This is a genomic window from Listeria cornellensis FSL F6-0969, from assembly GCF_000525855.1.
In the GTDB taxonomy this organism is placed as follows: domain Bacteria; phylum Bacillota; class Bacilli; order Lactobacillales; family Listeriaceae; genus Listeria_A; species Listeria_A cornellensis.
Genome location: NZ_AODE01000033.1, coordinates 50,238 through 74,919 on the forward strand (window position 1 = coordinate 50,238; position 24,682 = coordinate 74,919).

Annotated in this window: 18 protein-coding genes and 9 pseudogenes; 5 read left to right on the forward strand and 22 right to left on the reverse strand. The window is 42.9% G+C overall.

Features of this window, described 5'->3' with window-relative positions; translation table 11 throughout:
- Positions 1 to 21: 21 nt before the first annotated feature.
- Positions 22 to 480: pseudogene (locus PCORN_RS13510) on the forward strand (3'-5' exonuclease); the annotation flags it as partial.
- 160 nt (positions 481 to 640) lie between these two features.
- On the opposite strand, the gene PCORN_RS18650 reads toward PCORN_RS13510, so the two are convergent.
- The 3 genes and pseudogenes from PCORN_RS18650 to PCORN_RS13520 form a co-directional block, all read right to left on the reverse strand.
- On the reverse strand, positions 641 to 1,069 hold the full coding sequence (locus tag PCORN_RS18650) for a Fur family transcriptional regulator (RefSeq protein WP_036094139.1): 429 nt from the start codon (positions 1,067 to 1,069) through the stop codon (positions 641 to 643).
- Positions 1,053 to 1,929: pseudogene (locus PCORN_RS13515) on the reverse strand (metal ABC transporter permease). The gene PCORN_RS18650 and the pseudogene PCORN_RS13515 overlap by 17 nt, the downstream one beginning before the upstream one ends.
- A complete protein-coding gene (locus PCORN_RS13520) occupies positions 1,910 to 2,674 on the reverse strand; it encodes a metal ABC transporter ATP-binding protein (protein WP_036081649.1) in 765 nt (254 codons plus the stop codon). The pseudogene PCORN_RS13515 and the gene PCORN_RS13520 overlap by 20 nt, the downstream one beginning before the upstream one ends.
- 166 nt (positions 2,675 to 2,840) lie before the next feature.
- Here PCORN_RS13520 and PCORN_RS20490 point away from each other — a divergent pair, with 166 nt between their 5' ends.
- Entirely contained in the window at positions 2,841 to 3,035 is a 195-nt protein-coding gene (locus PCORN_RS20490) for a hypothetical protein (RefSeq protein WP_241433194.1), read from the forward strand.
- A complete protein-coding gene (locus tag PCORN_RS13525) occupies positions 2,990 to 3,499 on the forward strand; it encodes a hypothetical protein (protein WP_241433195.1) in 510 nt (169 codons plus the stop codon). Before PCORN_RS20490 ends, PCORN_RS13525 begins: the two co-directional genes overlap by 46 nt.
- A gap of 96 nt (positions 3,500 to 3,595) precedes the next feature.
- Here PCORN_RS13525 and PCORN_RS13530 read toward each other — a convergent pair whose 3' ends face one another.
- The 4 genes and pseudogenes from PCORN_RS13530 to PCORN_RS13545 all read right to left on the reverse strand — a co-directional run bounded on the left by PCORN_RS13530 (position 3,596) and on the right by PCORN_RS13545 (position 7,598).
- Positions 3,596 to 4,390: a GNAT family N-acetyltransferase gene (locus PCORN_RS13530; protein WP_159102600.1), complete on the reverse strand. Its 795-nt coding sequence runs from the start codon at positions 4,388 to 4,390 to the stop codon at positions 3,596 to 3,598.
- Between the two features lie 79 nt (positions 4,391 to 4,469).
- Positions 4,470 to 5,396, reverse strand: a complete 927-nt coding sequence (locus tag PCORN_RS13535; protein WP_036081653.1) for a manganese-dependent inorganic pyrophosphatase — start codon at positions 5,394 to 5,396, stop codon at positions 4,470 to 4,472.
- 24 nt (positions 5,397 to 5,420) lie between these two features.
- Positions 5,421 to 6,317: a deoxyribonuclease IV gene (locus PCORN_RS13540; protein ID WP_036081655.1), complete on the reverse strand. Its 897-nt coding sequence runs from the start codon at positions 6,315 to 6,317 to the stop codon at positions 5,421 to 5,423.
- Between the two features lie 5 nt (positions 6,318 to 6,322).
- A pseudogene (locus PCORN_RS13545) lies at positions 6,323 to 7,598 on the reverse strand (DEAD/DEAH box helicase).
- 248 nt (positions 7,599 to 7,846) lie between these two features.
- Here PCORN_RS13545 and PCORN_RS13550 point away from each other — a divergent pair.
- Positions 7,847 to 8,843: pseudogene (locus PCORN_RS13550) on the forward strand (4-hydroxy-3-methylbut-2-enyl diphosphate reductase).
- Between the two features lie 46 nt (positions 8,844 to 8,889).
- On the opposite strand, the gene PCORN_RS13555 reads toward PCORN_RS13550, so the two are convergent.
- The 9 genes and pseudogenes from PCORN_RS13555 to recO form a co-directional block, all read right to left on the reverse strand.
- The gene (locus PCORN_RS13555; RefSeq protein ID WP_036081657.1) at positions 8,890 to 10,011 is read right to left on the reverse strand and encodes a Nif3-like dinuclear metal center hexameric protein; all 1,122 of its coding nucleotides are present in this window, start codon (positions 10,009 to 10,011) and stop codon (positions 8,890 to 8,892) included.
- Positions 10,008 to 10,703, reverse strand: a complete 696-nt coding sequence (locus tag PCORN_RS13560) for a tRNA (adenine(22)-N(1))-methyltransferase (RefSeq protein WP_036081719.1) — start codon at positions 10,701 to 10,703, stop codon at positions 10,008 to 10,010. The genes PCORN_RS13555 and PCORN_RS13560 overlap by 4 nt, the downstream gene beginning before the upstream one ends.
- Positions 10,704 to 10,761: 58 nt before the next feature.
- On the reverse strand, positions 10,762 to 11,907 hold the full coding sequence (rpoD, locus tag PCORN_RS13565) for an RNA polymerase sigma factor RpoD (protein WP_036081720.1): 1,146 nt from the start codon (positions 11,905 to 11,907) through the stop codon (positions 10,762 to 10,764).
- 125 nt (positions 11,908 to 12,032) lie between these two features.
- On the reverse strand, positions 12,033 to 13,916 hold the full coding sequence (dnaG, locus tag PCORN_RS13570) for a DNA primase (RefSeq protein ID WP_036081658.1): 1,884 nt from the start codon (positions 13,914 to 13,916) through the stop codon (positions 12,033 to 12,035).
- Positions 13,917 to 13,922: 6 nt separating this feature from the next.
- Positions 13,923 to 14,366 (reverse strand): YaiI/YqxD family protein, encoded by a 444-nt coding sequence (locus PCORN_RS13575; RefSeq protein ID WP_036081660.1) that lies wholly within the window; start codon positions 14,364 to 14,366, stop codon positions 13,923 to 13,925.
- 147 nt (positions 14,367 to 14,513) lie between these two features.
- Positions 14,514 to 15,338 carry a pyruvate, water dikinase regulatory protein gene (locus PCORN_RS13580; protein WP_036081663.1) on the reverse strand — a complete coding sequence of 275 codons (825 nt, stop codon included), beginning with the start codon at positions 15,336 to 15,338 and terminating at the stop codon, positions 14,514 to 14,516.
- A gap of 30 nt (positions 15,339 to 15,368) precedes the next feature.
- Positions 15,369 to 17,439: pseudogene (glyS, locus tag PCORN_RS13585) on the reverse strand (glycine--tRNA ligase subunit beta).
- A pseudogene (gene glyQ, locus PCORN_RS13595) lies at positions 17,432 to 18,323 on the reverse strand (glycine--tRNA ligase subunit alpha). The pseudogenes glyS and glyQ overlap by 8 nt, the downstream one beginning before the upstream one ends.
- Before the next feature lie 393 nt (positions 18,324 to 18,716).
- Positions 18,717 to 19,497, reverse strand: a pseudogene (gene recO / locus PCORN_RS13600) (DNA repair protein RecO).
- Positions 19,498 to 19,822: 325 nt separating this feature from the next.
- On the opposite strand from recO, the gene PCORN_RS13605 reads away from it, so the two are divergent.
- Entirely contained in the window at positions 19,823 to 20,314 is a 492-nt protein-coding gene (locus PCORN_RS13605; RefSeq protein WP_036081669.1) for a DUF4352 domain-containing protein, read from the forward strand.
- A gap of 54 nt (positions 20,315 to 20,368) precedes the next feature.
- Here the strand turns inward: PCORN_RS13605 and era are convergent, their stop codons facing one another.
- The 6 genes and pseudogenes from era to PCORN_RS20905 form a co-directional block, all read right to left on the reverse strand.
- Positions 20,369 to 21,277 (reverse strand): GTPase Era, encoded by a 909-nt coding sequence (gene era / locus PCORN_RS13610; RefSeq protein ID WP_036081671.1) that lies wholly within the window; start codon positions 21,275 to 21,277, stop codon positions 20,369 to 20,371.
- Positions 21,274 to 21,673 (reverse strand): annotated as a pseudogene (locus PCORN_RS13615) (cytidine deaminase). The gene era and the pseudogene PCORN_RS13615 overlap by 4 nt, the downstream one beginning before the upstream one ends.
- A 15-nt stretch (positions 21,674 to 21,688) precedes the next feature.
- Positions 21,689 to 22,076 (reverse strand): annotated as a pseudogene (locus PCORN_RS13620) (diacylglycerol kinase family protein).
- The gene (gene ybeY / locus PCORN_RS13625; RefSeq protein WP_036081673.1) at positions 22,054 to 22,533 is read right to left on the reverse strand and encodes an rRNA maturation RNase YbeY; all 480 of its coding nucleotides are present in this window, start codon (positions 22,531 to 22,533) and stop codon (positions 22,054 to 22,056) included. Before ybeY ends, PCORN_RS13620 begins: the two are co-directional and overlap by 23 nt.
- 11 nt (positions 22,534 to 22,544) lie before the next feature.
- Complete coding sequence (locus tag PCORN_RS13630; RefSeq protein WP_338151783.1) at positions 22,545 to 24,515, reverse strand: HD family phosphohydrolase; 1,971 nt, start codon at positions 24,513 to 24,515, stop codon at positions 22,545 to 22,547.
- On the reverse strand, positions 24,493 to 24,681 hold the full coding sequence (locus PCORN_RS20905; RefSeq protein ID WP_277620202.1) for a hypothetical protein: 189 nt from the start codon (positions 24,679 to 24,681) through the stop codon (positions 24,493 to 24,495). The genes PCORN_RS13630 and PCORN_RS20905 overlap by 23 nt, the downstream gene beginning before the upstream one ends.
- Position 24,682 lies beyond the last annotated feature (1 nt).

Below are 24,682 nucleotides of genomic sequence, written 5' to 3' on the forward strand. Positions count from 1 at the left end.
ATGAGAAGGAGTGAAGACAAGATGAGAGATTTAAACTATGTCGTTCTTGATTTTGAAACTGCCAATGGTTCGCGGACGAGTCCTTGTTCGATTGGAATGGTCAAATATCTGAACGGCGAAAAGCATTCCGAATACTATCAATTAATCAATCCTGAAGAAGATTTCTACCCTTCCAATATTCGCGTCCACGGCATTTATCCAGAAGACGTGTGGGAATCGCCGAATTGGTTGGAAGTCTATCCAAGTATTATTAACTTTATCGGCGATTTACCAGTCGCGGCCCATTTTGCAACGTTTGATATCAATGTTTTCCGCGCTACAACGGAGAAATACGATCTGCCATTACCCGCAAATCTCTATTTCTGTTCCTGCGTATTATCGCAAAAAATATTGCCATTACGTTCGCATAAGTTGAACCTTGTTGCCGATTATTTTGGCATCACATTTGAACATCACCACGCGTTGGAAGATTCCATCGTTGCGGCTGATATCGTGTGTGAGCTCGCCAATATCCAGCAGGTCAACACGATTTCCGAGTTAGTCGATTCGATTGGTTATCAGTTTGGACAAATAAATGGTACTAATTTTGTAACCAAGAAAAAAAACGCGTTCCCGTTGATGGGGGCGCGTTTTCGTGTTTTCATCCAACTTTTGCGAGACAATCTGGACATTTTCCATACACTTCAAACTTGTGACCTTCGACCTGATAACCCGGCAATGCTTCTTCCAAGAAATCCATCGGGCACATCCGAATTTCGCGCGTTTTCCCACATTCCATACAAATAAAATGGTGATGATGTTCTTCATGCGCACACGATAACCGGAAATGTTTCTCGCTCGACAACTCGGTTTCCTCAAATAAATCCAATTCCACAAATAAAGACAAATTACGGTAAATTGTATCAAAACTAATTCCTGGAAAATCCTCTTTCATGCACTCCAAAACTTCTTTTGCCGTCATATAACGATTTTTTCGTGCAAACAGGTTAATTAGAAATTCGCGCTTATCCGTATGTTTGTAGCCTTTTCGCTTCATTAACTGCAATGCTTCATTAGCTGTTAGAGACATTCGAATCACTTCTTTCGGCTATCGCCAGTTTTTGTTTAATTTTTTTGAACACTAATCGTTATAACGAGAATCAAGACAGAGATAATAACAATCGAACCACCTGGAGCTAGGTCGAGGTAAAAAGCACTCACAAGGCCGCCTATCACCGATATTTCCCCGAACAGAATCGCATAAGCAATGGTCTGTTTAAAGCCGTTAGCGATACGAATTGCGGCTGCTACGGGCAACGTCATAAGAGACGACACTAGTAGAATCCCAACAATGCGCATACTGGACGCAATCACGAGCGCTACTAACAACATGAAAATCACATCAACCACTTTTGCAGGAATTCCTGAGGCATTCGCGTACTCTTCGTCAAACGATAGCAAAAATAGTTCTTTATACAAGAAAAATACAGTGAGTAATACGATAAACGCAGTCGCCAAAATCGTCCACATATCCGATGTACTCACAGCGCTGACACTTCCGAATAAGTAGCTGAAAAGGTCCGTATTAAATCCATTTGCAAGCGATATAAAAATAACACTGAATCCCATCCCCGCCGACATAATAATCGGTATCGCCAGTTCTTGGAATTGCTTATACACATTGCGTAGTTTCTCCATCAATAGAGAACCACCGACTGCAAAACCGAAGCCAAGATACAGCGGATTCAGCGCCACGAGTGGTAAATACATCTTGCTTAAATAAAGGCTCACCGCGATGCCCGCCAAACTGACATGACTTAGCGCATCCGCCATCAAGGAAAGCCGCCGAACCACGATAAAACTTCCCAAAAGCGGTGCCACAATCCCGATCACGATGCCGACGATAAACGTATTTCGGATAAAATCGTATTCAAACAGGTTCGCAATCACAATGTGTCACCCCAATCCGACTCGCCTCAAGCGCCTCAAGTTCTCGTTCCTCTAAGTACAACTGATAATCAACGGCCGTCCCGTCAAAAAGCACCTTCGTATTCATGCTGACAATATGATCCACATACGAATTCACCGCTAAAATATCATGCGTCACAAGCAACATCGTAATATCCTCTTTCGCATTCAGCTCTTTCAACAACTCGTAAAAAGACGCCACATTCTGCGCATCAATACCGACTGTCGGCTCGTCCAAAATCAGTACTTCCGGTTTACTCACAAGCGCGCGGGCGATAAAAACACGTTGCTGCTGCCCACCAGAAAGCTCGCCGATATTCCGCCCCGCAAACCGTCTCATATCCACAATGTCTAGCGCCTCATAGACCGCTTCAAAATCATGGCGATTCAACCGACGAAACATTCCTTTCTTCTTCACCAAACCGCTAGACACAACTTCCTTCACCGTCGCCGGAAAAGCACCGTTAAACGCATTGGATTTTTGCGATACAAAGCCAATTTTAGACCAATCCTTAAAGTCTGCGTGCGGCTTTCCAAACAACGTAATCTCTCCTTGTTGTGTTTTTAGAAGCCCTAAGATCAGTTTCAGCAAGGTCGATTTCCCAGAACCATTGGGCCCGATAATCCCGGTGAAACTCCCTTTTTTGATTGATAAGTTGATTCTCTGGAGCACTTCTTCTTTATCGTAATGGTAGGAAATGTTCGCTACCTTTAATATCTCATCCATACCTTGAAAAAACTCCTTTTATACTTAAAAATCACTACTTCATTCTAGTATACATAAAAAAGCCGAACCTGTAAATCGTAATGACTCTTATTTATCATTTTTATTCGTTTATCAGATGATTAATGAACCACGATAAAGGGAAAGCACAAATATGGAGGTGCTTGAAATGAAACTAATCTGGATGTATCTGTGCTTTGTGATCATGGTTGGCATCAATGCACTCGCTAATATTTTGCCGCTGAATGGCCTCAATACTGGCGAAATTTCCAATCGACTCGATGTCTTATTTACACCGGCAGGGTATGTATTTGTTATTTGGGGCGTTATTTATATCAGTTTATTCCTATGCTTATCGCGCTGACTTTCAACCGAAAAAATGTGACGACAGCACTCGCCTTTTCATTTTCCATCACGTCTTTATTGAATGGTTTATGGATTGTTTGCTGGCATTATGGTTATTTTTTAGGATCGGTTATTGTCATGCTATTACTGTTAGTCGGACTCATCACACTGTATAAAGCACAACAAATCGTGACAAAATCGCTCGTTTGGAGGGCACCAATCAGTCTCTATTTAGGCTGGGTCAGCGTGGCAACTATCGCGAATATTTGTTACTACATCACTTGGAAGGAAATCACCAGCTTTTTTAGGGGCTTGGTGAGGTTGCTTGGACGATTGCGCTACTCATTATTGCGACGCTTATCGCTTATACTTTCCGAGTCCGCGAAAATGATTGGATCGCGCCACTTGTCTTCGTCTGGGCGTTCGTCGGCATCTACGTTCGCGTGCTGGATTGGAACGCCTTCGTTTCGTACACAGCACTGATTTTGGCAATTGTATTGTTCTTGGCAAGCTTCATTCCGATTCGTCGGAGAACCTAGGTGTTAAAAGTGCGTTTTTCCGAGTGGAAAACGCATTTTGCTAGATTATTTTACGCATTTGGATTTGTGTTGCTATTTTTTCGAAGCCTTTATCCAGTAAAACAGGGATATATTCACTTGTCACGACTTCATTAAATACCGCGCAGGAAATGCCGCCATATGTGTCATAAAAAGCCTGTAATAAGTCTAAAATCTGCTCTGGCGCGTTATCTAGTCTCACTTGCAAAAGAATCAAATTATCATCCGAAGCCCCATACACAATATAGCCTAATTGCTTCTCCTTCCGCCAAATAGTCGCGATTTTATGATGTGCTGCAATCCTATTTTGCCATGGTAACGCATCCTCTTCCAGCGCTATGTAATCGTTCGGATCGCTTACTTCTTTTAACTGATAACCGACAACCTCGTAATCCTGCAAGTTCCCAGTGAGATAAATCAATTCGTTTATTTCGGTGTAGCCTAGCTTTTGATAGAGTCCCAGCGCAGGAACATTCTCCGAAATCACCTCTAAACGCGACTCAGCCACTCCCTGCTCTCGGTAACCCACAAAAAGCCGCTCCAAAAGTTGACGCGATACGCCCATTTTTCTAAATCTCGGCACAACTGCGAGCCCACCGATCCACGCCATTCTCGTATTTTTGAAATCGCGCGTTCCCGTTAATATAATCGCCGCAGCCTCTCCTTCGACTTTTGCGATAAGCGACTCGTGTGGGGATTGTTGCAATTTCTCCATCCGTGCGGTGAAACTCGCCTCCGTCATAACAGCCGGTACGAGATAATCTCCAAACGCCTCATTCCACAATGCCACTTGTTCCTTTAACGATAGGGTATCCAAACGATGTATCTCCAAATCAATCGCTCCTCATGGTAGAAAAAGAAACAGCCTACACACGAAGCTGCTTCTCCTTCCGTTATTATTTCGCAAAAATCTCTGTCAAAATTGGCACGACTTGCTTCTTACGCGATACAACACCAGCTAGCGGTGCTACATTCGCCGCAAAAACAACACCGTATGCCGCTTCGACTTTATCCGTTTTGCTACCAAGCGCAATGGCTACAGAATCATTCGTCAAAATATTGGTGATGACGAATAAATACAAATCAAGACCTTTATCAGCAATCCGTTTGCTCATCTCTGCTTCCACTTCTGTTTGGCGAATCAACACGTCTTTTTCATCGACAACATTGATCTGCGCGATTTCTACTTTTGAACCGCCCATTTCAAATTCTTTGGCGTCCAGCAATAGTTCAGGCACCGTTTTAGTCGTCACATCTGCGCCAGCTTTTAGCATTTCCAAGCCGTATGTAGCTGTTTCAACTCCCGCGATAGCCGCTAATTTCTCAGCGATTTCTTTATCCTCTGGTGTACATGTTGGTGATTGGTACAACAAAGTATCGGAAATAATCGCCGAAAGCATAAGACCCGCCGTTGTTTTCGAAATTTCGATGCCTTTTTCCTGGAACATTTTGAAAAGGATTGTCGCCGTACAACCAACTGGTTCCGCGCGGTAATACAAAGGATCTGCCGTTTCAAAATTAGCGATACGATGGTGATCGATGACTTCTACAACGGTAACATCAGCAATATCAGCTACGCTTTGTTGTTTTTCATTATGATCTACTAAGCTAACCGTTTTTACTTCATTCGCAACCGTTTCAACAAGGCGCGGCGCTTCTATCTTAAAATAATCAAGGACGAAAGCCGTCTCGCTGTTGATTTCGCCAAGACGAACCGCTTCGATGTCTTGCCTTTGCGCTTTCTTTAATTCTGCATACGCAATCGCAGAACAAATCGTATCTGTATCCGGGTTTTTATGTCCAAAAACGAGTGATTTTGTCATGTTTTTATCTCCTTTATTAGCGCCTTATTCGGCTGCTATGATTTTTGTCAAAAGATCTGGATCGAATGTTTGACTACGAAGCATCGCAATTTCATGCTTGTATGGCGCTTTCTTATTCTTCTTATCTTCCCCAACATACGGCGTTTCCAGAATCTTAGAAATGTCGTCCAGCTGCGGATGATGCACGATATAATTCAGCGCGTCAAAGCCAATATGACCAAAACCAATATTCGCATGACGATCTTTATGCGCCCCACGTTCATTCTTACTATCATTGATATGTAACACTTTCAAGCGATCCAAACCAATAATTTTATCAAACTGATTCAGAACACCATCAAAATCGTTCACAATATCATAACCAGCATCATGCACGTGACACGTATCAAACGTTACAGAAAGCAACTCATTATGCGTCACACCATCCATAATCGCGGCGATTTCTTCAAATGTTCGGCCAATCTCTGTACCTTTTCCAGCCATCGTTTCGAGCGCTACTTGCACATTTTGATCTGGTTTCAACGATTCATTCAAGCCTTTAATAATTTGCTTGATTCCCGTTTCTGCACCTTCACCAACATGCGCGCCAGGATGAAGAACGATTTGTTTCGCGCCAAGAGCCGCTGTACGTGCCACTTCCGATTGCAAAAAAGTGACGCCGATTTCAAATGTTTCTGGTTTCACGGCGTTCCCAATATTAATAATGTAAGGCGCATGCACCACGATATCCGTGATGTCATGCTCTTTCATATGCGCAAGTCCCGCTTCAATGTTCAAGTCTTCAATCGGTTTACGCCGTGTATTTTGTGGCGCGCCTGTGTAGATCATGAACGTATTCGATCCATAAGATGCTGCTTCCTGACTTGCGGCAAGCATCATATCTTTGCCGCTCATCGAAACATGTGAGCCTAATCTTAACATGCTAGTTACCTCCCGCGTTTGTTCATTTTTCTTTCGCGACGTTTAATTTCATTCATTTTGTAGTTGAGTTTCTTTTTGTAGTTTGGTTTGCCTTTTTCTTTGGCTTTTTTTACGCATACCGATTTCGCGTGGATCCGCTGCTTCGCGCTTCGCTTCCCGCTTTTGACGACGGTTACGGTCATCCGCATCCACAAATTCACCATTCTTAAGATCGACATGCTTGAATTCGATGTTCATTTTTTCCAGTTGGTTCAGTGCATCCTCATCCGATGGCTCATAAATCGTTAGCGCGATACCAGAGTGCCCGGCACGGCCTGTACGACCCGTTCTATGGATATAAAAATCAAGATCGCTTGGTAATTCGTAGTTAATAATATGGCTGATTCCTTGAATATCAATACCACGTGCAGCTAGGTCAGTCGCTACAACGTATTGGTATTCTAGGTTTTCCAGCTGTTTCATTGTACGTTTACGCTCGCGGGCCTCAACGCCACCATGAATTTTCGCTACTTTCAAACCGCGTTCGGTCAAGCCTTTCGCCACTTCATCAGCCATTGCTTTCGTATTGGTGAAAACAACTGCTAAATATGGTTGATAAGCTACAAGCGCGTTTTTCAGAATATCCATCTTGTCCTTACTACGACGAGCGATCAACTGATGTTTCACGTCTGTATTCGCAAGAGCTTGCGGCTGAATATGCTCATAACGCGGATTTTCCATGTACTTTTTCAAGAAAGGTTTTAATTTTTGCGGGATTGTCGCCGAGAAAACAAGCATTTGCAGGTTTTCAGGCATTTTGCTCGCAATTTGATCGACATCCATCAAGAATCCCATATCAAGCGTCATGTCCGCTTCATCGATAACAAAAACCTGCGTTGTATGAACCAGTAGCGCTGTTTCACGAATCAAATCATTGATCCGACCCGGCGTACCAACAACGATATGAGGCTGCTGTTTCTTCAAACGATCGATGGTTCTTTGTTTATCCGTACCACCAATAACAAGCAACGAACGAATTTCGTCATCGCTATATTTGATGAGTTTTTTGATTTCGTTATGAATTTGCGTTGCGAGCTCGCGGCTAGGTGCTGTAATAACTGCCTGCACGCTATCTTTGTCCGCTCTAATTTTGTTGATGATTGGCAGTAAGAAAGTATGCGTCTTCCCAGTTCCCGTTTGAGATTGTCCTACAACGCTTTCGCCCTTCATAATCGCCGGAATTAATTTCTGTTGTACCTCTGTTGGTTCATAAAAACCTAATTTATCAATGGCAAGCTGAATAAAAGGTTGAAAATGAAATTGATCAAACCTTGTTTTTTTTGTTCATTTTTCCACTCCGTTCTGTTCCTAAACGCTATTATATCATAGTTTCTAGGTCAGGTCAGCAAGAAAAGCTAACCGTTTTTCACTTTAGCAAAATTCCGCCAGTTGAAACCCTGTCAAATCTGGCTTATAATAGAAAAGTAGTCGGCATTTTTGTTGTCCTGCCCAGCTATTGCTACACCTTGAGAAATTTAGGAGGTTTCACATTGGAAATTATAAAGATTGCCCCTCGTGGTTATTGTTACGGCGTGGTGGATGCGATGGTGATTGCGCGTAATGCTTCACTCGATCCGAACCTGCCCCGCCCCATTCATATACTCGGCATGATCGTTCATAATCAACATGTCACAGAAGCTTTTGAAGATGTTGGAATTGTCACGCTTGATGGTCCGAATCGGGAAGCTATTTTAGACCAAATCGATAGCGGTACCGTCATTTTTACAGCACATGGTGTTTCGCCGGCCGTGAAAGAACGCGCGAAAGCGAAAGGCCTCACAACGCTTGATGCCACTTGTCCAGATGTGACGCGAACGTACGATTTAATTTTAGAGAAGAAGCATGAAGGTTTTCATGTCATTTATATCGGCAAAAAAGGCCAATCCAGAGCCAGAAGGTGCCGTTGGTGTTGCGCCGGATATCGTACATCTCGTTGAAAATATGGCAGATGTCGATGCCTTAGCACTTACCAATGAGAAAGTTTTTGTGACAAATCAAACGACGATGAGTCAGTGGGACGTGATGGATTTGATGGATTATATCCAGTCGGTCTATCCGCAAGCAGAGCAACATCAAGAAATTTGTATGGCGACTCAAGTTCGTCAGGAAGCTGTTGCAAAACAAGCACAAGGTGCAGACGTGACGATTGTTGTCGGTGATCCTAGAAGTAACAACAGCAATCGTTTAGCGCAAGTATCCGAAGAAAAAGCTGGCGTCCCTGCACATCGGATTGCCAATATCGAAGAGCTGAATCTAGATTGGATTAAAGATGCGAAGAAAGTGGCTGTGACCGCTGGGGCGAGTACGCCGACCCAAATCATCCGTGAAGTGCTCGTTTTCCTAGATGCCTATGACCCAGAAGATTCTACCACATGGGAGCGCAAGCATGATGTCGATCCAATCAGCATTTTGCCACGTGCCCGTAAGAAAAATATCGAAAAACAACGCGCTGCTCGTTTAGAACACTTAAAAAACGGCGGCAAGTGAAAAAAGGATTAGAGCCTGTCCATGCGCTCTAATCCTTTTTGCGTATTTAGTAGAAAGTAAATGGATTCGTATTTCGTTCCGACACGATAAAATCCACTTCATATCCGTGTACCTGGCTGGCCTCATCAAACTGCTTCAACAGGCTAGCTTTCATCACTTTCTCGATATAATGTCCTGCATCAATCGTCGGCAAATCAATCGCCATTAAATCATGACCAGTATGATAATAAATATCACCAGTAATATAAACATCGGCTCCTGCACGCTTTACATCATGGATAAACTTATTCCCATCCCCACCGATAATCCCAACTTTACGCACAGCACGGTTCGTGTCCCCGATAACTCGCACATTCTCAATCGAAAGTTTCTCCTTCACAAAACCAATAAACGCCTTCAAATCGATCGCTTTCGGCAAATTCCCAATTCGACCCAACCCCATTTTTGACGTCACATTTTCGATTGGATAAATATCAATAACCGGTACTTCATAAGGATGCGATAATTTCACCGCTTTCACGATTCGGTCCATTTCAGAATGCGGAAAAATCGCTTCAATCTTCACTTCCTGCACCGTTTCAAGATCCCCTGGTTTCCCAATTGTCGGATTCGCGCCATCATGCGGCAAGAAACGCCCAGTCCCTTCCACCGAAAAAGTACACTCGGAGTAACGATCCGAAAATCGTCCTGCGCCATTGTTCACCAAGGCCAAACGAATCTTCTCCTCTGCAAAATCAGGCGTGTAAACCGCAATTTTGCTATAGGTTTCTGTATATGTAGGAACAATAATTTCAGTGTCGTCAAGACCTAGCAATTCACCTATTGCGTCATTCACCCCGCCATTCGCAATATCTAAGTTCGTGTGCGCCGCGTAAACGATAATATCATGCTTAATCAATTTCTTCACAATTCTACCTTCAGGCGTCCCGAAGTCAATCTTTTTGAGCGGTCTAAAAAGCAATGGATGATGCGCGATAATCATGTCCACGCCTTTTTCAATCGCCTCATCTACCACATTTTCTAGTACATCCAACGTAAACATAATTTTGCGGACTTTACGTGCTAAATCACCAATTTGAAGCCCAATCGGATCGCCTTCCATCGCGTATTTCCTAGGCGCAATACCCTCTAAAATAGCGATGTATTCGTAACCATTTGCAACTTTCATCGTAACACATCCTCTATTATCCTTATTTTCGCATCCAATTCCGCCAATTTCGCTGCATTTTTCGCATTGCTAGCATCAATCTTAGCTTGAATTCCCTTCCAATTATTCAACTCGTGTCCCCATTTCGCCTGAAAAACGGCTGACTTCTCTCGCATTAAAAATGGCCCCAATAACCGTTCTGCACCTGAATAAACAAGCGCATTCTCGCTCGGTTCCAAAACTAGTATCTCGTAGATTTTATTATCCTCGCGCAGAATCGTTTCTGCCACAAGCGCCCACTGATTGACTTCGCCCCATTCACGCAGCTGATGCGCCGCAATGTTCGGTTGCAAAACTAAGCGCTTCACACCCGCTAATTTCGCAGAATCTGCCTCCAAAATCGAACGAATAAGCGCCCCGCCCATTCCTGCAATAACGATTGTCTCAATCGCGTCTTCTCTCTCAATGACCGCCAAGCCATCCCCTTTACGAACAGCTATTTTCTTGACTAAATCAAGGCTCTGGACCTGTTTCGTCGCGGATTGAAACGGACCTTCTACAACCTCGCCGGCAATCGCAAAATCTACTTGACCTTTTTGAACCGCATAGCATGGCAAATAAGCATGGTCACTGCCAATATCTGCAATTCGTGATCCTGCTGGCACATAAGATACTACTTTTTCTAGTCGTTCTGATAATTGTTGCTCATTCAAAAAAATCATCCTTTGTAAAAAAGAGAGCGCGATTGTTACGCACTCTCCTCTGAAATTTTTATTCTAAGAAATCTTTTAGCTGTTTGCTACGGCTTGGATGTCTTAGCTTGCGAAGCGCTTTTGCTTCGATTTGACGAATACGCTCCCGAGTGACACCGAATACACGTCCAACCTCTTCAAGAGTGCGCGTACGTCCATCATCTAGACCAAAACGCAAACGAAGCACGTTTTCTTCACGGTCTGTCAGCGTATCAAGCACATCTTCCAACTGCTCTTTCAGCAATTCGTATGCCGCATGATCTGATGGCGATGTCGCTTCTTGATCCTCGATAAAATCACCAAGGTGCGAATCATCCTCTTCACCGATTGGCGTTTCAAGTGATACTGGTTCTTGTGCAATTTTTAGGATTTCACGAACTTTTTCTGTTGGTAAATCCATTTCTTCACCGATTTCCTCAGGTGTTGGATCACGTCCTAAATCTTGGAGTAATGAACGCTGCACGCGGATTAATTTGTTAATCGTTTCGACCATGTGAACTGGGATACGAATCGTACGCGCTTGATCGGCAATGGCACGGGTGATTGCTTGACGAATCCACCATGTCGCATACGTACTAAATTTGAAGCCTTTGTTAAAATCAAACTTCTCAACGGCTTTCATTAATCCCATGTTACCTTCTTGAATCAAATCAAGGAATAACATACCACGACCAACGTAACGTTTTGCGATGCTGACAACAAGACGTAAGTTAGCTTCTGCCAAACGTCCTTTCGCCTCGATATCGCCTTTTTCGATGCGCTTCGCTAAGGCAATCTCTTCGTCCGCAGAAAGCAAGTTTACACGACCGATTTCCTTTAGATACATACGCACAGGATCATTGATTTTAACACCTGGAGGCACGCTCAAATCGTTCAAGTCAATTTCAGCCGTCTCTTCCTTGATTAATTCTGCTTCATTCGGATCATCTTCCTCCTCATCGTCAGAAACCTCAATTGTTAATACTGTAAGCAACTCTAAAAATTCGTCCATTTGGTCGCTATCTAAAGTAAATGGCGCAAGTTTGGCAGCGATCTCGGCGTACGTTAAAGACCCCTTCTTCTTGCCATCTTCAATTAATAATTCTTTTGCTTTATCTAGGTTCAAATCTTCTGGTTTCGTTTCTTGCGGTTTTTTTAGCCATAGTCTGCCATGTCCTCCTTCCAAAATAACCGTCAATGATATACCTTACCTCATTGCCCAGTTTCTAAACACCTGACACACGCTGACCCCTTTATAGAGCCAAACATTGCGCCGGTGCATGATTCTATTTTCGAGTGAATTGTTTTGCCTTAAATATTGCGTTTTAAATCAGCCCGCATCGTCGTGATAGTTCTGGCTAGTTCTAACGCCAGCGCCATCTCCCCCTGTTGCGAGGCTACTAATAACTGCTGCTCTTTTTCTTTAATATCCCGTTCAATGCCGGCTTTTCTTAAGCTGAAAATGTAATCTTGGTACTCTTCGTTGGTTACATCTGTATTTACAACCATCATTTCGAGTTCACTGACTAAATTTCGCGACACCTCATTAGGAAGTTGATCCATTAAAGCGAGCGGATTCGCATCATTTCCAGACGCATAAAACCCAATTAAATGCGTATATAACGCTTGATAATTATCATGATAAAAATCGATTTCCTGCTCTTGCATCATATTCCGAATTTGAATGAATGCATCTCGATCTTCCAGCATATATTTCAACAGGCGCTTTTCTGAAGTCAAACCCGCAGATGGTGCTTGTGTTGGTTGCTGAAAATGAAATCCCTCATAAACAGGTCCACCACCGCTATCATAAACAGGATAATCCCCAAAATCCTCTGGCGGAGGTCCCCCGTAGTCACGCGTCTTCGGCTTCACTGTCGTCGCAACAGATTGCTGTAACTGCTGTTTCAGCGCTTCCATCGACAACTCAAATTCCGATCCTAACTGTTTCAAATAAAGCTCCCGCTCCACAGCTTGATCCAATTTACCAATTTCAACGAGCGCTTCACCTAAATAGGCAATTTTATCCGTTTCATTCTGAAGATTACGATTCCGTCTCAAAAATTGCAGTTTAAAAGCCGTCCAGCTCAAGCGTTGATGTGCATAGACCTCTGCAAATTTCTCTGCCCCTTCTGAACGAATAAAATCATCCGGATCTTTCCCATTTGGCAATTGCAACACAAAAACCTCTAACCGGTGCTGCTCTGCCAGTAGCGTCCCAGCTTTGAAACTCGCCTCAATACCCGCACGATCACCATCATAACAAATAATCGCTCGGTTCGTGACACGTCGAATCATCTGAACGTGCTCCTCGGTTAGCGATGTTCCCATCGAGGCAACGCCATTCTGAAAGTCCGCCGAAACACCAGAAATAACATCCATATATCCTTCCAACAACAGGATTTCCTCTTTTTTACGAATCTCCTGTCTCGCATCAGAAAAATGATAGAGGATATTTCGCTTATTAAAAATCGGTGTCTCCGGACTGTTCAGATATTTCGGTCCATCCTCTTGATTAAAAAGACGACCCGAAAAACCGACCATTTGTCCGCGGTCATTCTTAATCGGAAACATAATCCGATTACGGAACCGGTCTACTATGTTACCATCATCGCGCTCCGTAAGCAACCCACATTCCACCGCAAGCGGCAAATCAACCTCGCGTTTCTTCAAAAAAGTGGTTACTGTCAATGCATCTGCCGGTGCAAAACCAATCTCAAAATGATCTAATTCCTGCTCCGACATTCCCCGATCAAGCAAGTATTGTAAAGCTTCTTGCCCTTCCTCGGTCTCCATCAACAAATAATGATACAACTTACTTGTCAATTGATGGATTTCAATCATCTTACCTTCTTGACTATCCGGCCGATTTGCAGGCGTTCCGTCACCAGAAGATATCTCAATATCTAACGGAATATGCGCCATGTCAGCCACTTTCTTCACCGACTCGACAAACGAAAGCCCATCAATCTGCATTAAAAAGGAAAAAACATTGCCTCCCTTACCACACCCAAAACAATGAAAAATCTGTTTCTCAGGTGATACCGAAAAGGATGGTGTTTTCTCACCATGAAAAGGACAAAGCCCCGTGTAGTTACGTCCTTGCTTCTTAAGCTGAACATAACTTCCAACCACGTCCACAATGTCTGCTTGGGAACGTATCTCATCAATTTTTTCTTCTGGAATCCGTTGCATCTTCTATTATAACCTCGCTTTTATAAACGTATCCAGCTTCTGTAGAAAATTCTCGTTATCTTGAAAACTCATCGCTCGTGGGCCCTTGCTATACTTACCTTGCCTACGTTCTTTCGCGTGCAAATATCGCATATCAAGCATCATTGCCATTTCACTCTCACGATATTCCTCCCCACGATTAGAAAAAGTAGCAACATCTTTCGCAATCAACATGCTAGCAAGCCCAATATCTTGGGTCACCACAATATCGCCGCTCTTCGCCAAATTAAGTATGCGCATGTCCGCAGATTCCTTATCCGTATCGACAAAAACCCATTCTTCACCCGCGGGCAAATTCACAGAGAAGTGATTGTATGATGCCACAAAAGTCATTGGCAAATCGTACTTCTTCGCTAGTTCACGTATCTCATCCTTCACAGGACAAGCATCTGCATCGATAAAAATCTTCATGTTTGTCCCTCCTAATATCTATTCACTGTTATATTTGGAGAAAACACTTACCCACACGCAAAAATATATTATAGGCGATCAAAACAAGAATTTCCACCGTTTTAATCGCTATAATATATATATTCGCCATAAAATCTGATTTTCCTTCTATAATTCTAAATTTTCATCAACAATTTCACCGATATGCATTAAAATGTCGTTTGCCGTCTCTTCAATCGCTTTATTAGTAACATCTAAGACGTAACAACCAAGCTTATTCGTGAGTTCTGTAAATATCTCCAGCTCCGCGTCAATTCGATCATGACTCGCGTAATTACCAACCCCGCTAAGTCCAATCGAAGCCAGTCGTTTTTCACGAATCTGATTCAATTTTTCCTTGCTGATTTTTAAGCCGATAATCTTATTTGGATCGATTTCGAACAGCTCTTCTGGAACTTGTGCTTCTGGAACAATCGGGACATTCGCTACTTTCAAGCCTTTGAGCGCCAAATATTGCGAAAGTGGTGTCTTCGAAGTGCGTGAAATCCCAATTAATACGTAATCCGCTTGCAACAAACCGCGTGGGTTCCGACCATCATCATTTTCCACTGCGAATTCAATCGCCGCAACTTTTCGGAAATAGGCTTCATCAAGCGATCGCACCATTCCAGGCTCAGAAAGCGGCTTAATTTGATACGTTTTTTCCAACTGCGCCAGAAGCGGTCCGAAAATATCAATAATCGGAACGCCGAAACTTTTCGCAGTTTTATTCAGTTCCTCACGCACTTCCTCAACAACGATGGTATGCACGATAATCCCATTGTTCACCGCCACTAAATCAACAATTTCCTCAATCATATCCGGTGTATCCACATGGTGAAAACGGTGAATGAACTGCGGGCTCTTACCAAATTGCATTAAAGCTGCGCGTGTTACTAGTTCTGCCGTTTCCCCCGTTGAATCCGAAACGACGTATACTGCTGGTTGCGTCATAGTCATTAGCTCCTTTAATTAAAAAGTTTCTTATTTCACGTTTATTTCTTCGATCTGGGCAAATTCCTTGATAAAGCTCGCCAGTTCAAACAACAATGCCAAGCGATTATTCCGAACCGCTTCATCGTCACTCATCACAAGCGTATTCTCAAAATAAGCATCAATTGCTGTTCGTAACGCTGCAAAAGCTCGCAATCTATCCACGATAATCAGTGTCGGATAATCCATTTTTAGCTTCTGTACCGCATCAAATAACTGCTGTTCTGACTCATTTTCAAAAAGACCGGGATCGATAGTCACATCGCCACCTTGATGTTTTTTAGAAATATTGACAACACGTGCAAGAGCTTCCATTGTTGGACGGAACCACTCAGCATCGCGATTTTTGTTTAACAACTCCGCACGCTCAATCAGCTCCGGTACAACATTGCTACCTGCTTTGACCACCGCATCAATAATATCATGACGAATTTGTTGATCAGAAAGGATTGCGCGTAATCGATTTTGCAAGAATAATTCTACCTGCTCAAAAACCTCTTCACTTGGAATTGTGTTCAGACCTTCTGCACGCTCGATTTCTACCGTATCCGCTAAAATGCTAAGCAATCGGATGTCCCAGTTTTTCGCTTGAATGATCCGCATAATTCCTAGCGCACTACGACGTAAACTAAATGGATCCGCCGAACCAGTTGGCACGATATTCACACAGAAAAATCCAGTCAATGTTTCTAGCTTATCCGCAACAGCGAGCAATGCACCGATATCACTTTGTGGCAGTTCACCGTCCGCCGATGTTGGCATATAATGCTCCCGAATCGCCGTTGCCACTTCCGCATCTTCGCCTTGTAATAACGCATATTTTTCACCCATGATTCCTTGTAATTCAGGGAATTCACCGACTAAATTCGTCACTAAGTCAAATTTATAAATATCCGCAGCACGCGCGATTTTCACTTTTTGCGCCTCTGTCATGTGTAATTGTTCCGCGATAATGAGCGCCACTTTTTTCACGCGAACCATTTTTTCCGTCAATGTCCCTAGTTTTTCATGGAAAACGATATTGTTCAGTTTGGCAACCGCTTCGTCAATCGTGATTTTCAAATCTTCTTGATAGAAGAAATCCGCATCAGATAGGCGTGCACGCAGTACTTTTTCATTACCTTTCGCAACGGTTTCCAAATGTTCGTGATTTCCGTTTCGAACTGTGATAAAGTATGGGCGCAACTTGCCTGCCTCATCAACCACTGGGAAATAGCGCTGGTGCTCCTTCATCGTTGTAATCAGAACTTCCTCAGGCAACTCCAAATACGCCTCATCAAAAGTAGCATGCAGAACCGTCGGATATTCGACTAGATTGTTAACCTCTTCCAAAAGATCCGCATCGACAGGAATCTTCCAGTTCTCTACCGCTTCGATTTCCTCAATTTGACTCACAATCGCCGCTTTTCGTTTCGCTGCATCCGCGACCACAAACTGGCTCAAAAGCGCTTCTTCATAATCAGCCGGATTCGAAATCGCCACAGAACCGCCCAAGAAGCGATGTCCACGCGTCTCATTTCCAGTCGCTACATTCGTGATTTCAAACGGAATGACTTGATCACCAAACAACGCAATCAACCATTTAATCGGTCGAATATATTTCAAATCATAGGCCGCCCAGTGCATGCTAACTGGGAACGTCATCGAAGTAACGATTTGGCGCATCTCTGGCAATAAAGCGATCGTCGCCGAACCTTTTACTTCCTTCTCTAAATAAATATATTCCACACCGTTAATTTCACGGAATTCTAATGTTTCAGGATCAACACCTTGGCCTCTTGCAAAGCCTTGCGCCGCTTTTGACCAATTACCTTCCGCATCTTTCGCAATTTTTTTTGGCAGGCCCTTTCGATTCTTCCACACGATCCGCTTGTTTTTCAGCTAAGTCTTTCACGATCACGGATAAACGGCGTGGACTCGAATAAACTTCTGTTGTTTTATATTCCAAATCATTCTCTGCAAGCCATTTTTCAACGCGTTCTTGTAGTTGTTTCACAGACGCAGTAATGTATTTCGCTGGCATTTCCTCTAAACCAATCTCCAATAGAAAATCTTTACTCATGATCTGCGCCCTCCTTTTCTTTCAACAGTGGGAATCCTAGTTTTTCACGCTCATTGTAAAAAGTTTTCGCAATACGACGAGCTAAGTTCCGAATTCTAGCGATATATTGCGCGCGTTCCGTCACCGAAACAACGCCTTTTGCATCGAGTAAGTTAAATGTATGCGAACATTTCAACACATAATCATACGCCGGAAAAACAAGTCCCTCTTCCATTTGACGACCTGCCTCGCGTTCATACGTATCAAAAAGCGATAACAACATATCGCCATTCGACGTCTCAAATGCATACTTCGAGTTCTCAAATTCCGCCTGATAAAAAATATCGCGATACGAAATGCCATCCGTCCATTCCAAATCAAACACGTTTTCTTTTTCTTGAATATAGGATGCTAAACGCTCCAAACCATACGTAATTTCTGATGTAACAGGCGAACATTCTAATCCACCGACTTGCTGAAAATACGTGAATTGCGTGATTTCCATCCCATCAAGCCAAACTTCCCAACCAAGTCCAGCGCAACCAAGCGATGGATTTTCCCAGTTGTCCTCAACAAAACGAATATCATGCTCTAACGCGTTAATACCTAGCTTTTCAAGCGAACCCAGATACAGCTCTTGGATATTATCCGGTGACGGCTTCATCACCACTTGAAATTGGTGATGCTGGAATAAACGGTTCGGATTTTCCCCATAACGACCATCAGCAGGACGGCGAGAAGGCTCCACATAACCCGCTTTCCACGGCTCAGGACCAATCGCTTTTAAAAAATGTATACGGGCTCATTGTCCCCGCACCTTTTTCCACATCATAGGATTGCAACATAATACAACCTTGTTCAGACCAATAATCTTGCAACGTTCGGATCATCGTTTGTAAATTCATCAAATCCACCTCCATAAAATTAGGCATATAAAAACCCTCGTCTCTATGCCTCCTAAAAAAGAAAAGCATAGGGACGAGAGTTATCTCGCGGTTCCACCCTACTTGGACAGATTATACCCGGTGTAAATCGGCGACAAGCGCTCGATTTGTGTAAAGCCGCATTTACGTCCTACCCGCTTAAAAAATGGGTTTGGCGTTTTTTATGTCTTCGCGAAAGGGTATTCTCAAATCCCACCTTGATTTCGTCTGTGCTCGGGAAGGCCTTCTTAAAAAGATTCACGTTCGGCTCACACCATCTCCGAACTCGCTTAGAAAAGAGCTTTTTAGTACTATTTTTCCGTCGTTGCACCTATTTGTATATACCTTAAAATTTACCGCATTTTGAGCAGAAAGTCAATCTTCATCTTCTTTTTTCTTTGGGTCTTTTAAAAGTTCATCCCAGTTTTTCATATTATTAAGGAATTTCTTGCTCTTCAAATACAGGCCTGAATACTGTTCATAGTAAGTGTCAATCGCGCGCTGGACCTCGTCTTTTGTCTCCTGCTTCACATCAATATTACCAAGGCGATCCAATTGGAAAATATAAAATAAACGCATCAGCTTCACCGATTTCTCCGTCATATGAAGTCGGTATCTATCGCGTTCAAAACAGCGATGACACACAATACCATTCGCATACGCTGAAAAATCGAACCGTCCTTCCGTCTGTCCGCAAATCGCGCACCGATCCATCGTTGGATATAAACCTAGCGCCGAAAGCATCTTCATCTCAAAAATCTGAGTCAACACCTGAGGATCATATCCTTCATCAATATGGTGAATTATTTGATAAAAAAGGTTATAGAGTGGACCATTCGCTTGCTGTTCCTCTGTCGCTTTATCAAGTAATTCACATGCATAGGTCGCATAGGCCGTCAGAAAAATATCGGTCTGGATAGATGAAAAAGAGGTAATCGCTTCCCCTTGTTGCAAAGTCCCTAACCCACGATTCGGGTAAAAAGTGAAGACACCATTTGTAAATAATTGTGTCACAGCAGCAAGACGACTCTTCGTTTTTTTTCGCGCCACGAGCGACTAAACCAATTTTGCCATACTCCTTCGAATAAATGACAACGATTTTATCAGATTCACGGTAATTGGTCGTTCGAATGACGATTCCTTCACATTTTTCCATCTCGATTCACTCCTCAAACTCTATTATACAACACCAATTTGAAAAAAAGGCAGATTTTCGTTTATTTAATGCCCGCACTATTGTACAATGGTAATATTACGATAAAAAGGGAGCGTTTTTCACATGATGGTAGCACTGATTTTATTTTCTGGATTCTTCTTATTTTTATGCTTAGTCGCGCTGATTGTCGGTATTATTTTACTGATAGTTAGGAAAAACAAGATGCTTGGAGCAATTATGACTTCCTCCGCAACTTTTCTTGGGATTATTTTTTGTGGGGTTTTTTGCCATTAGCCTTATTTTTAGTGGGGGTTACTCTAACGACATGATTGGTGAGCGTTCGATGATGTATGATGATTTGATGGATGGCTCGACCTATGATGATACGGATGGCGAAGACGACCCTTACGACGATTCTGAGGATTATTATGATGAGGATTACGATTATTTTTCAGACGAATACACCGAGTACAAAGTTGGGCAAGCGGCTGAAGTAGGGGATAATGTGTTTGTCAACGTCACAAAAATCGAGAAGTGGGCGGGTGACAAAGAATTCCATAGTCCGATGGCTGGTTATTACGTAAAAGCCACTGTGACGATTGAAAATAAAGATGTTCGCTCGACTACTTACTATGCCGATGATTTTCTCATTTATGATAACGATGGACTCGAGGGCGATAACGCGTATAAAGAAGACTGGCGCGTCGTGGTGAAACCTGGGACCAAAGTGACAAAGGAGATTTATTTCGACGTTTATGGTGATGGTCCGTTCCATGTTGTCTGTTACGATGTATCATGGAGTGGTAGTATAAAATAAGAATGCAGTAAAAAACGAGCTGACTCTAAAAAGTCGGTTCGTTTTTTTTGTTTATCAGTATTCATCGTGGTCAAAGCCGTAGTCATTCAAGAAATGTTCTTTATCACGCCAACCTTTTTGCACTTTTACCCAAATCTCTAAATACACTTTTGATCCTAGCAAAAGTTCGATTTCCTTACGCGCGCGCATGCCGATTTGTTTCAACATTTGCCCTTGTTTACCAATCAAAATCCCCTTTTGCGTGCTGCGTTCTACAATAATTTGCGCCATAATGTGCAGTTTGTGCGTCTCCGGATTTACTTCAATTCCTTCAATCACAACCGCAACGGAATGTGGCACCTCTTCATGCGTGAACTTCAGCACTTGCTCACGAATCAGCTCAGAAATGATGAATCGTTCTGGATGATCGGTTACTTGATCGGCTGGATAATACATCGGCCCCTCAGCCAAATGTTTCGTCGTCTCTTCAAGCAACGTCCCCAAGTTATTTCCTTGCAACGCCGAAATTGGAATAATCTCCTCAAAATCAAGCATTTCACTATACTTGGCAATTAAGTCTAGCAAGGCTTCTGGCTCTACTAAGTCAATTTTATTAATCAATAGAAAAACTGGTGTTTCCTCGACTCTTTTTAGCTTTTCAATAATAAATTCATCACCACGACCATATCCAGCGTCAGCGTCGATCACGAAGAAAATCATGTCCACTTCTCGGAACGTGTTGAGCGCTACTTTCACCATGAAGTCGCCTAGCTTATGTTTCGGTTTGTGAATCCCGGGCGTATCGATGAACACGACTTGCGCATCATTTGTCGTATACACACCTTGGATTTTATTACGCGTTGTTTGAGCTTTATCACTCATGATTGCGATTTTTTGCCCGATAATTTGGTTCAATAAAGTCGATTTACCTACATTGGGACGGCCGACAATCGCCACAAAACCTGATTTGAAAACATCACTCATTTATTTAAATCCCCCGGTGTAAAGGCGCCTGGTAGCAGTTCCCCAACGGTAACTTCCACAGTATCACCTTTCATATTTGTTAAAACTACTGGCATTTCTGGTGCGCAGAACTCGCTAATCACTTGACGACACGCACCACATGGAGCAACTGGACCTTCTGTATCCGCCACAATGACTAATTTTTTAAAATCATGTTTACCCTCCGAGACAGCTTTAAAAAATCGCTGTTCTCTCCGCACAATTCGTCAAGCCATAAGAAGCGTTCTCGATGTTGCAGCCCAGCACAACTTCATCTTCCGTCGTCACCAAAGCCGCGCCAACTTTAAATTTAGAATAGGGCACATACGCATTTTCACGCGCTTGTTTTGCCAGATCAATTAAATTATTTTCTTTCATCCTAAAAAACTCCTTTTAAAATAATTTTGGTATAAAAATAAAGAGTCCAATAATCGCCGAGCAAATCGAAACTAGTAAAACCGCTCCTGCTGCGACGTCTTTCGCTTTTTTTTGCATAGGGATGGAAGTCTTCTGTCGCCACATCCACTGCGCGCTCAATCGCCGTATTAATCATTTCAAATGTCAATACGTTGAAAATCGAGAAAATTAGAAATAGCCATTCTATCTTTGTTACTTTGAAAAAAACACCACAAATAATCACAATCATTCCAGCAGTAATATGGACACGCATATGGCGTTCTTCTAAAATCGCTGTTTTAACACCTGTAACGGCATGGATAAATGATTTCCTGAAACGTCGGTTGCTCGTGACTTTTACTTTATCTTTCGAGTCCATAAGCATTCAACACTTCTCTTTGTAATGAAAACATCACGTCTTCATCCTCTGGCTCCATGTGATCGTATCCTAGGAGATGTAGCAGCCCATGTAACGCCAAGAAACCTAATTCGCGATCGAATCCATGCCCGTACTCGTCCGCTTGTTCTAACGCCCGCTCCGTGGAAATAATGATATCTCCCAAAATACGCGGCGCATCCATATCTTCATCCCATGCAATTTCCGTCTCGCCATCACCCATTTCTTCTAGCGCAAACGAAATCACATCGGTCGGTTGATCCTTCTCACGATAATCACGATTAATCTCTTGAATCCGCGCATTATCAACGAATGTTACAACCAATTCACTATCTTCTTGAATCTCAAGTCGTTTCGCTGCGAACTGTAGCAATCCCTCGACCAAGTCCAACGCATCTGGCTCCAATTCTTCGGTTTCATCTATTAAATCAAGCTCTAAAGTCATCGTCTTCCTCCTTACTTATCATCAGGATATTGAATACGTTGATGATAAATTCCGTTGAGCGTCGAACATAGTGTTGATCGAACGACCTCTATCTCTTGAAACGTAATATCGCACGCCACAAACTGCTTGTCTTGCACCCTGTCATCTATAATCCCATCTACAATCGCTTTAATTTTTTCCTTTGTTGGCGCCTCGCACGAACGAACAGCCGCCTCCACGCTATCGGAAACATTAATAATCGCAATTTCTTTCGTCTGCGGTTTGGGCCCAGGATAACGGAAATCGGCCTCTGCAACATCCTGATTTTCCTCTTTTGCCTTGTAATAAAAATACTTCACAAGCGTCGTCCCATGATGTTGTAGCGCAATATCGATAATCGGCTGCGGAAAATGATTATCTCGCAAAATCGCAGCGCCATCCGTCGTATGCGCAATAATAATATCGCGACTCTGCTCCGGCGTCAGTCGGTCATGCGGATTAACCCCGTGCAACTGATTCTCCACAAAATAAGGCGGTCGAATCGTCTTACCAATATCATGATAAAAACACCCCACTCGAACGAGCAATCCATTGCCACCAATCGCGTCTGTACAAGCCTCCGCGAGATTAGCCACCATCAAACTGTGATGATACGTTCCTGGTGCTTTCATCATAATTTTTTTCAATAATGGATGGTTTGGATTCGCAAGCTCCACTAAGCGGCTCGTCGTAAGTATCCCGAACACCGTCTCAAACAGCGGAATCATACCAATGCCAAGCACAAATGATCCAATACCGCCTAGAAAAGCATAGCCAACTGGTATCCAAAATGCAAGCGTGAGCAGTCCCGTATTACTAATTAATAAAAGCAAGAAAACAAAAGCCATGTTCGCTAGTCCAACCACAAAACCAGCGAGTAAAATCGCAGAACGACGACTGTAATCCCTTAAAACAACAATGCTCGCGAGCCCACTAAGTAAAATAAAGGTCGAAACAGTCACATTCACCGCAGCCGTTGCATCACTCTGGAAAACAAAGAAACTCGTCACCGAAGTGAAAATCGTCATCATAAAAGCGAACTTTTCATTGAGCAGAATCTTGATAATCATCGGCCCAAACGCCGCCGGGAATAAGAATGAAATATTACTAATATCGACGCCCTCCAAAAAGCGAATAATCATCAGCATAAGTAATATTGCAATATATACAGATGCAAAGACAAGCACATATTGGTTTTTCTGCTCTTTATCCAATTTTTTCTGTTTGTTAGTAAAGAAATACAGCATCACGCCGAGCGACAACAACAACAGCCCAAATCCGGCGTACTGTTTAATCGGCATTTTCTGATCTAATAAATGCAACAATGCCAGCTGACGATAGATTTCCCGATCGATAATCTGACCTTCCTGCACAATAACTTGCCCTTGCAAAATTTTAACCGGAATCACGTTGGCCGAGGCCTCTTTACGCCGATCTTCCGTCTGCGTGGCATTGTAAACCTCATTAGGTACAATCGCATAGGACAGAATCGCTTTGGCAACCCCTTTATAACTTGTTGGCAAATTGGACAACTCAATCGTATCGCGCGCGCTGACCTTAACGTCTGTCAAATTATCTTTACGTACACTTTGATCCATCGCCACATCAAGCGCATTAATAACTTCCTTTTCAACCGTTTGCAGGTCTTTCGCATTCATTTGAAGCAGTGTCGTAAGCATCGTTGCATTGACACCGTCCGTAATGTTCTCCGATACATCTTTTGACAATTTGCCTTTTAAAGAGCCCAATTTTTGATCAAGCGATGTCATTTTATTATTTTTAGCATCATTTATCGCTGCCTCACGGTTCACCTCTGTAACATACGCAAAAAGCGATCTAACAAGCGATTCCCGGTTCTGCGCCGTCTCGCGATTGAATACAAAGACATCCTCTACGTCAGAAGCAGCTTTTGCCTGTTCTTCCGCCGTTTTTTGCGTATCTTCAATTGTTTGCGGCGAGCGAATTGTTTTTTTGCGCCACTTCGAATAATTTCACATTATATGATTCTGGCTTCACCATTTGACAAATAAGCACGAAGGCAACAATGAATAAGACGATTAAAATGACTGGTGTTAAGTACCTTTTTCCCGTTCTATAATACCAATCTGTCCATTTTTTCGTAGGCTTCATA

Coding starts and splice junctions, on each gene's coding strand:
- PCORN_RS13580 (WP_036081663.1), bottom strand. CDS start 15,338: ATGACGCAACCAGCAGTATACGTCGTTTCGGATTCAACGGGGGAAACG.
- PCORN_RS20905 (WP_277620202.1), bottom strand. CDS start 24,681: ATGAAGCCTACGAAAAAATGGACAGATTGGTATTATAGAACGGGAAAA.
- PCORN_RS20490 (WP_241433194.1), top strand. CDS start 2,841: ATGAAACTAATCTGGATGTATCTGTGCTTTGTGATCATGGTTGGCATC.
- PCORN_RS13605 (WP_036081669.1), top strand. CDS start 19,823: ATGATTGGTGAGCGTTCGATGATGTATGATGATTTGATGGATGGCTCG.
- PCORN_RS13555 (WP_036081657.1), bottom strand. CDS start 10,011: ATGAAAGTTGCAAATGGTTACGAATACATCGCTATTTTAGAGGGTATT.
- era (WP_036081671.1), bottom strand. CDS start 21,277: ATGAGTGATGTTTTCAAATCAGGTTTTGTGGCGATTGTCGGCCGTCCC.
- PCORN_RS13575 (WP_036081660.1), bottom strand. CDS start 14,366: ATGAAGATTTTTATCGATGCAGATGCTTGTCCTGTGAAGGATGAGATA.
- PCORN_RS13535 (WP_036081653.1), bottom strand. CDS start 5,396: ATGACAAAATCACTCGTTTTTGGACATAAAAACCCGGATACAGATACG.
- PCORN_RS18650 (WP_036094139.1), bottom strand. CDS start 1,069: ATGTCTCTAACAGCTAATGAAGCATTGCAGTTAATGAAGCGAAAAGGC.
- PCORN_RS13520 (WP_036081649.1), bottom strand. CDS start 2,674: ATGGATGAGATATTAAAGGTAGCGAACATTTCCTACCATTACGATAAA.
- PCORN_RS13540 (WP_036081655.1), bottom strand. CDS start 6,317: ATGTTAAGATTAGGCTCACATGTTTCGATGAGCGGCAAAGATATGATG.
- ybeY (WP_036081673.1), bottom strand. CDS start 22,533: ATGACTTTAGAGCTTGATTTAATAGATGAAACCGAAGAATTGGAGCCA.
- dnaG (WP_036081658.1), bottom strand. CDS start 13,916: ATGCAACGGATTCCAGAAGAAAAAATTGATGAGATACGTTCCCAAGCA.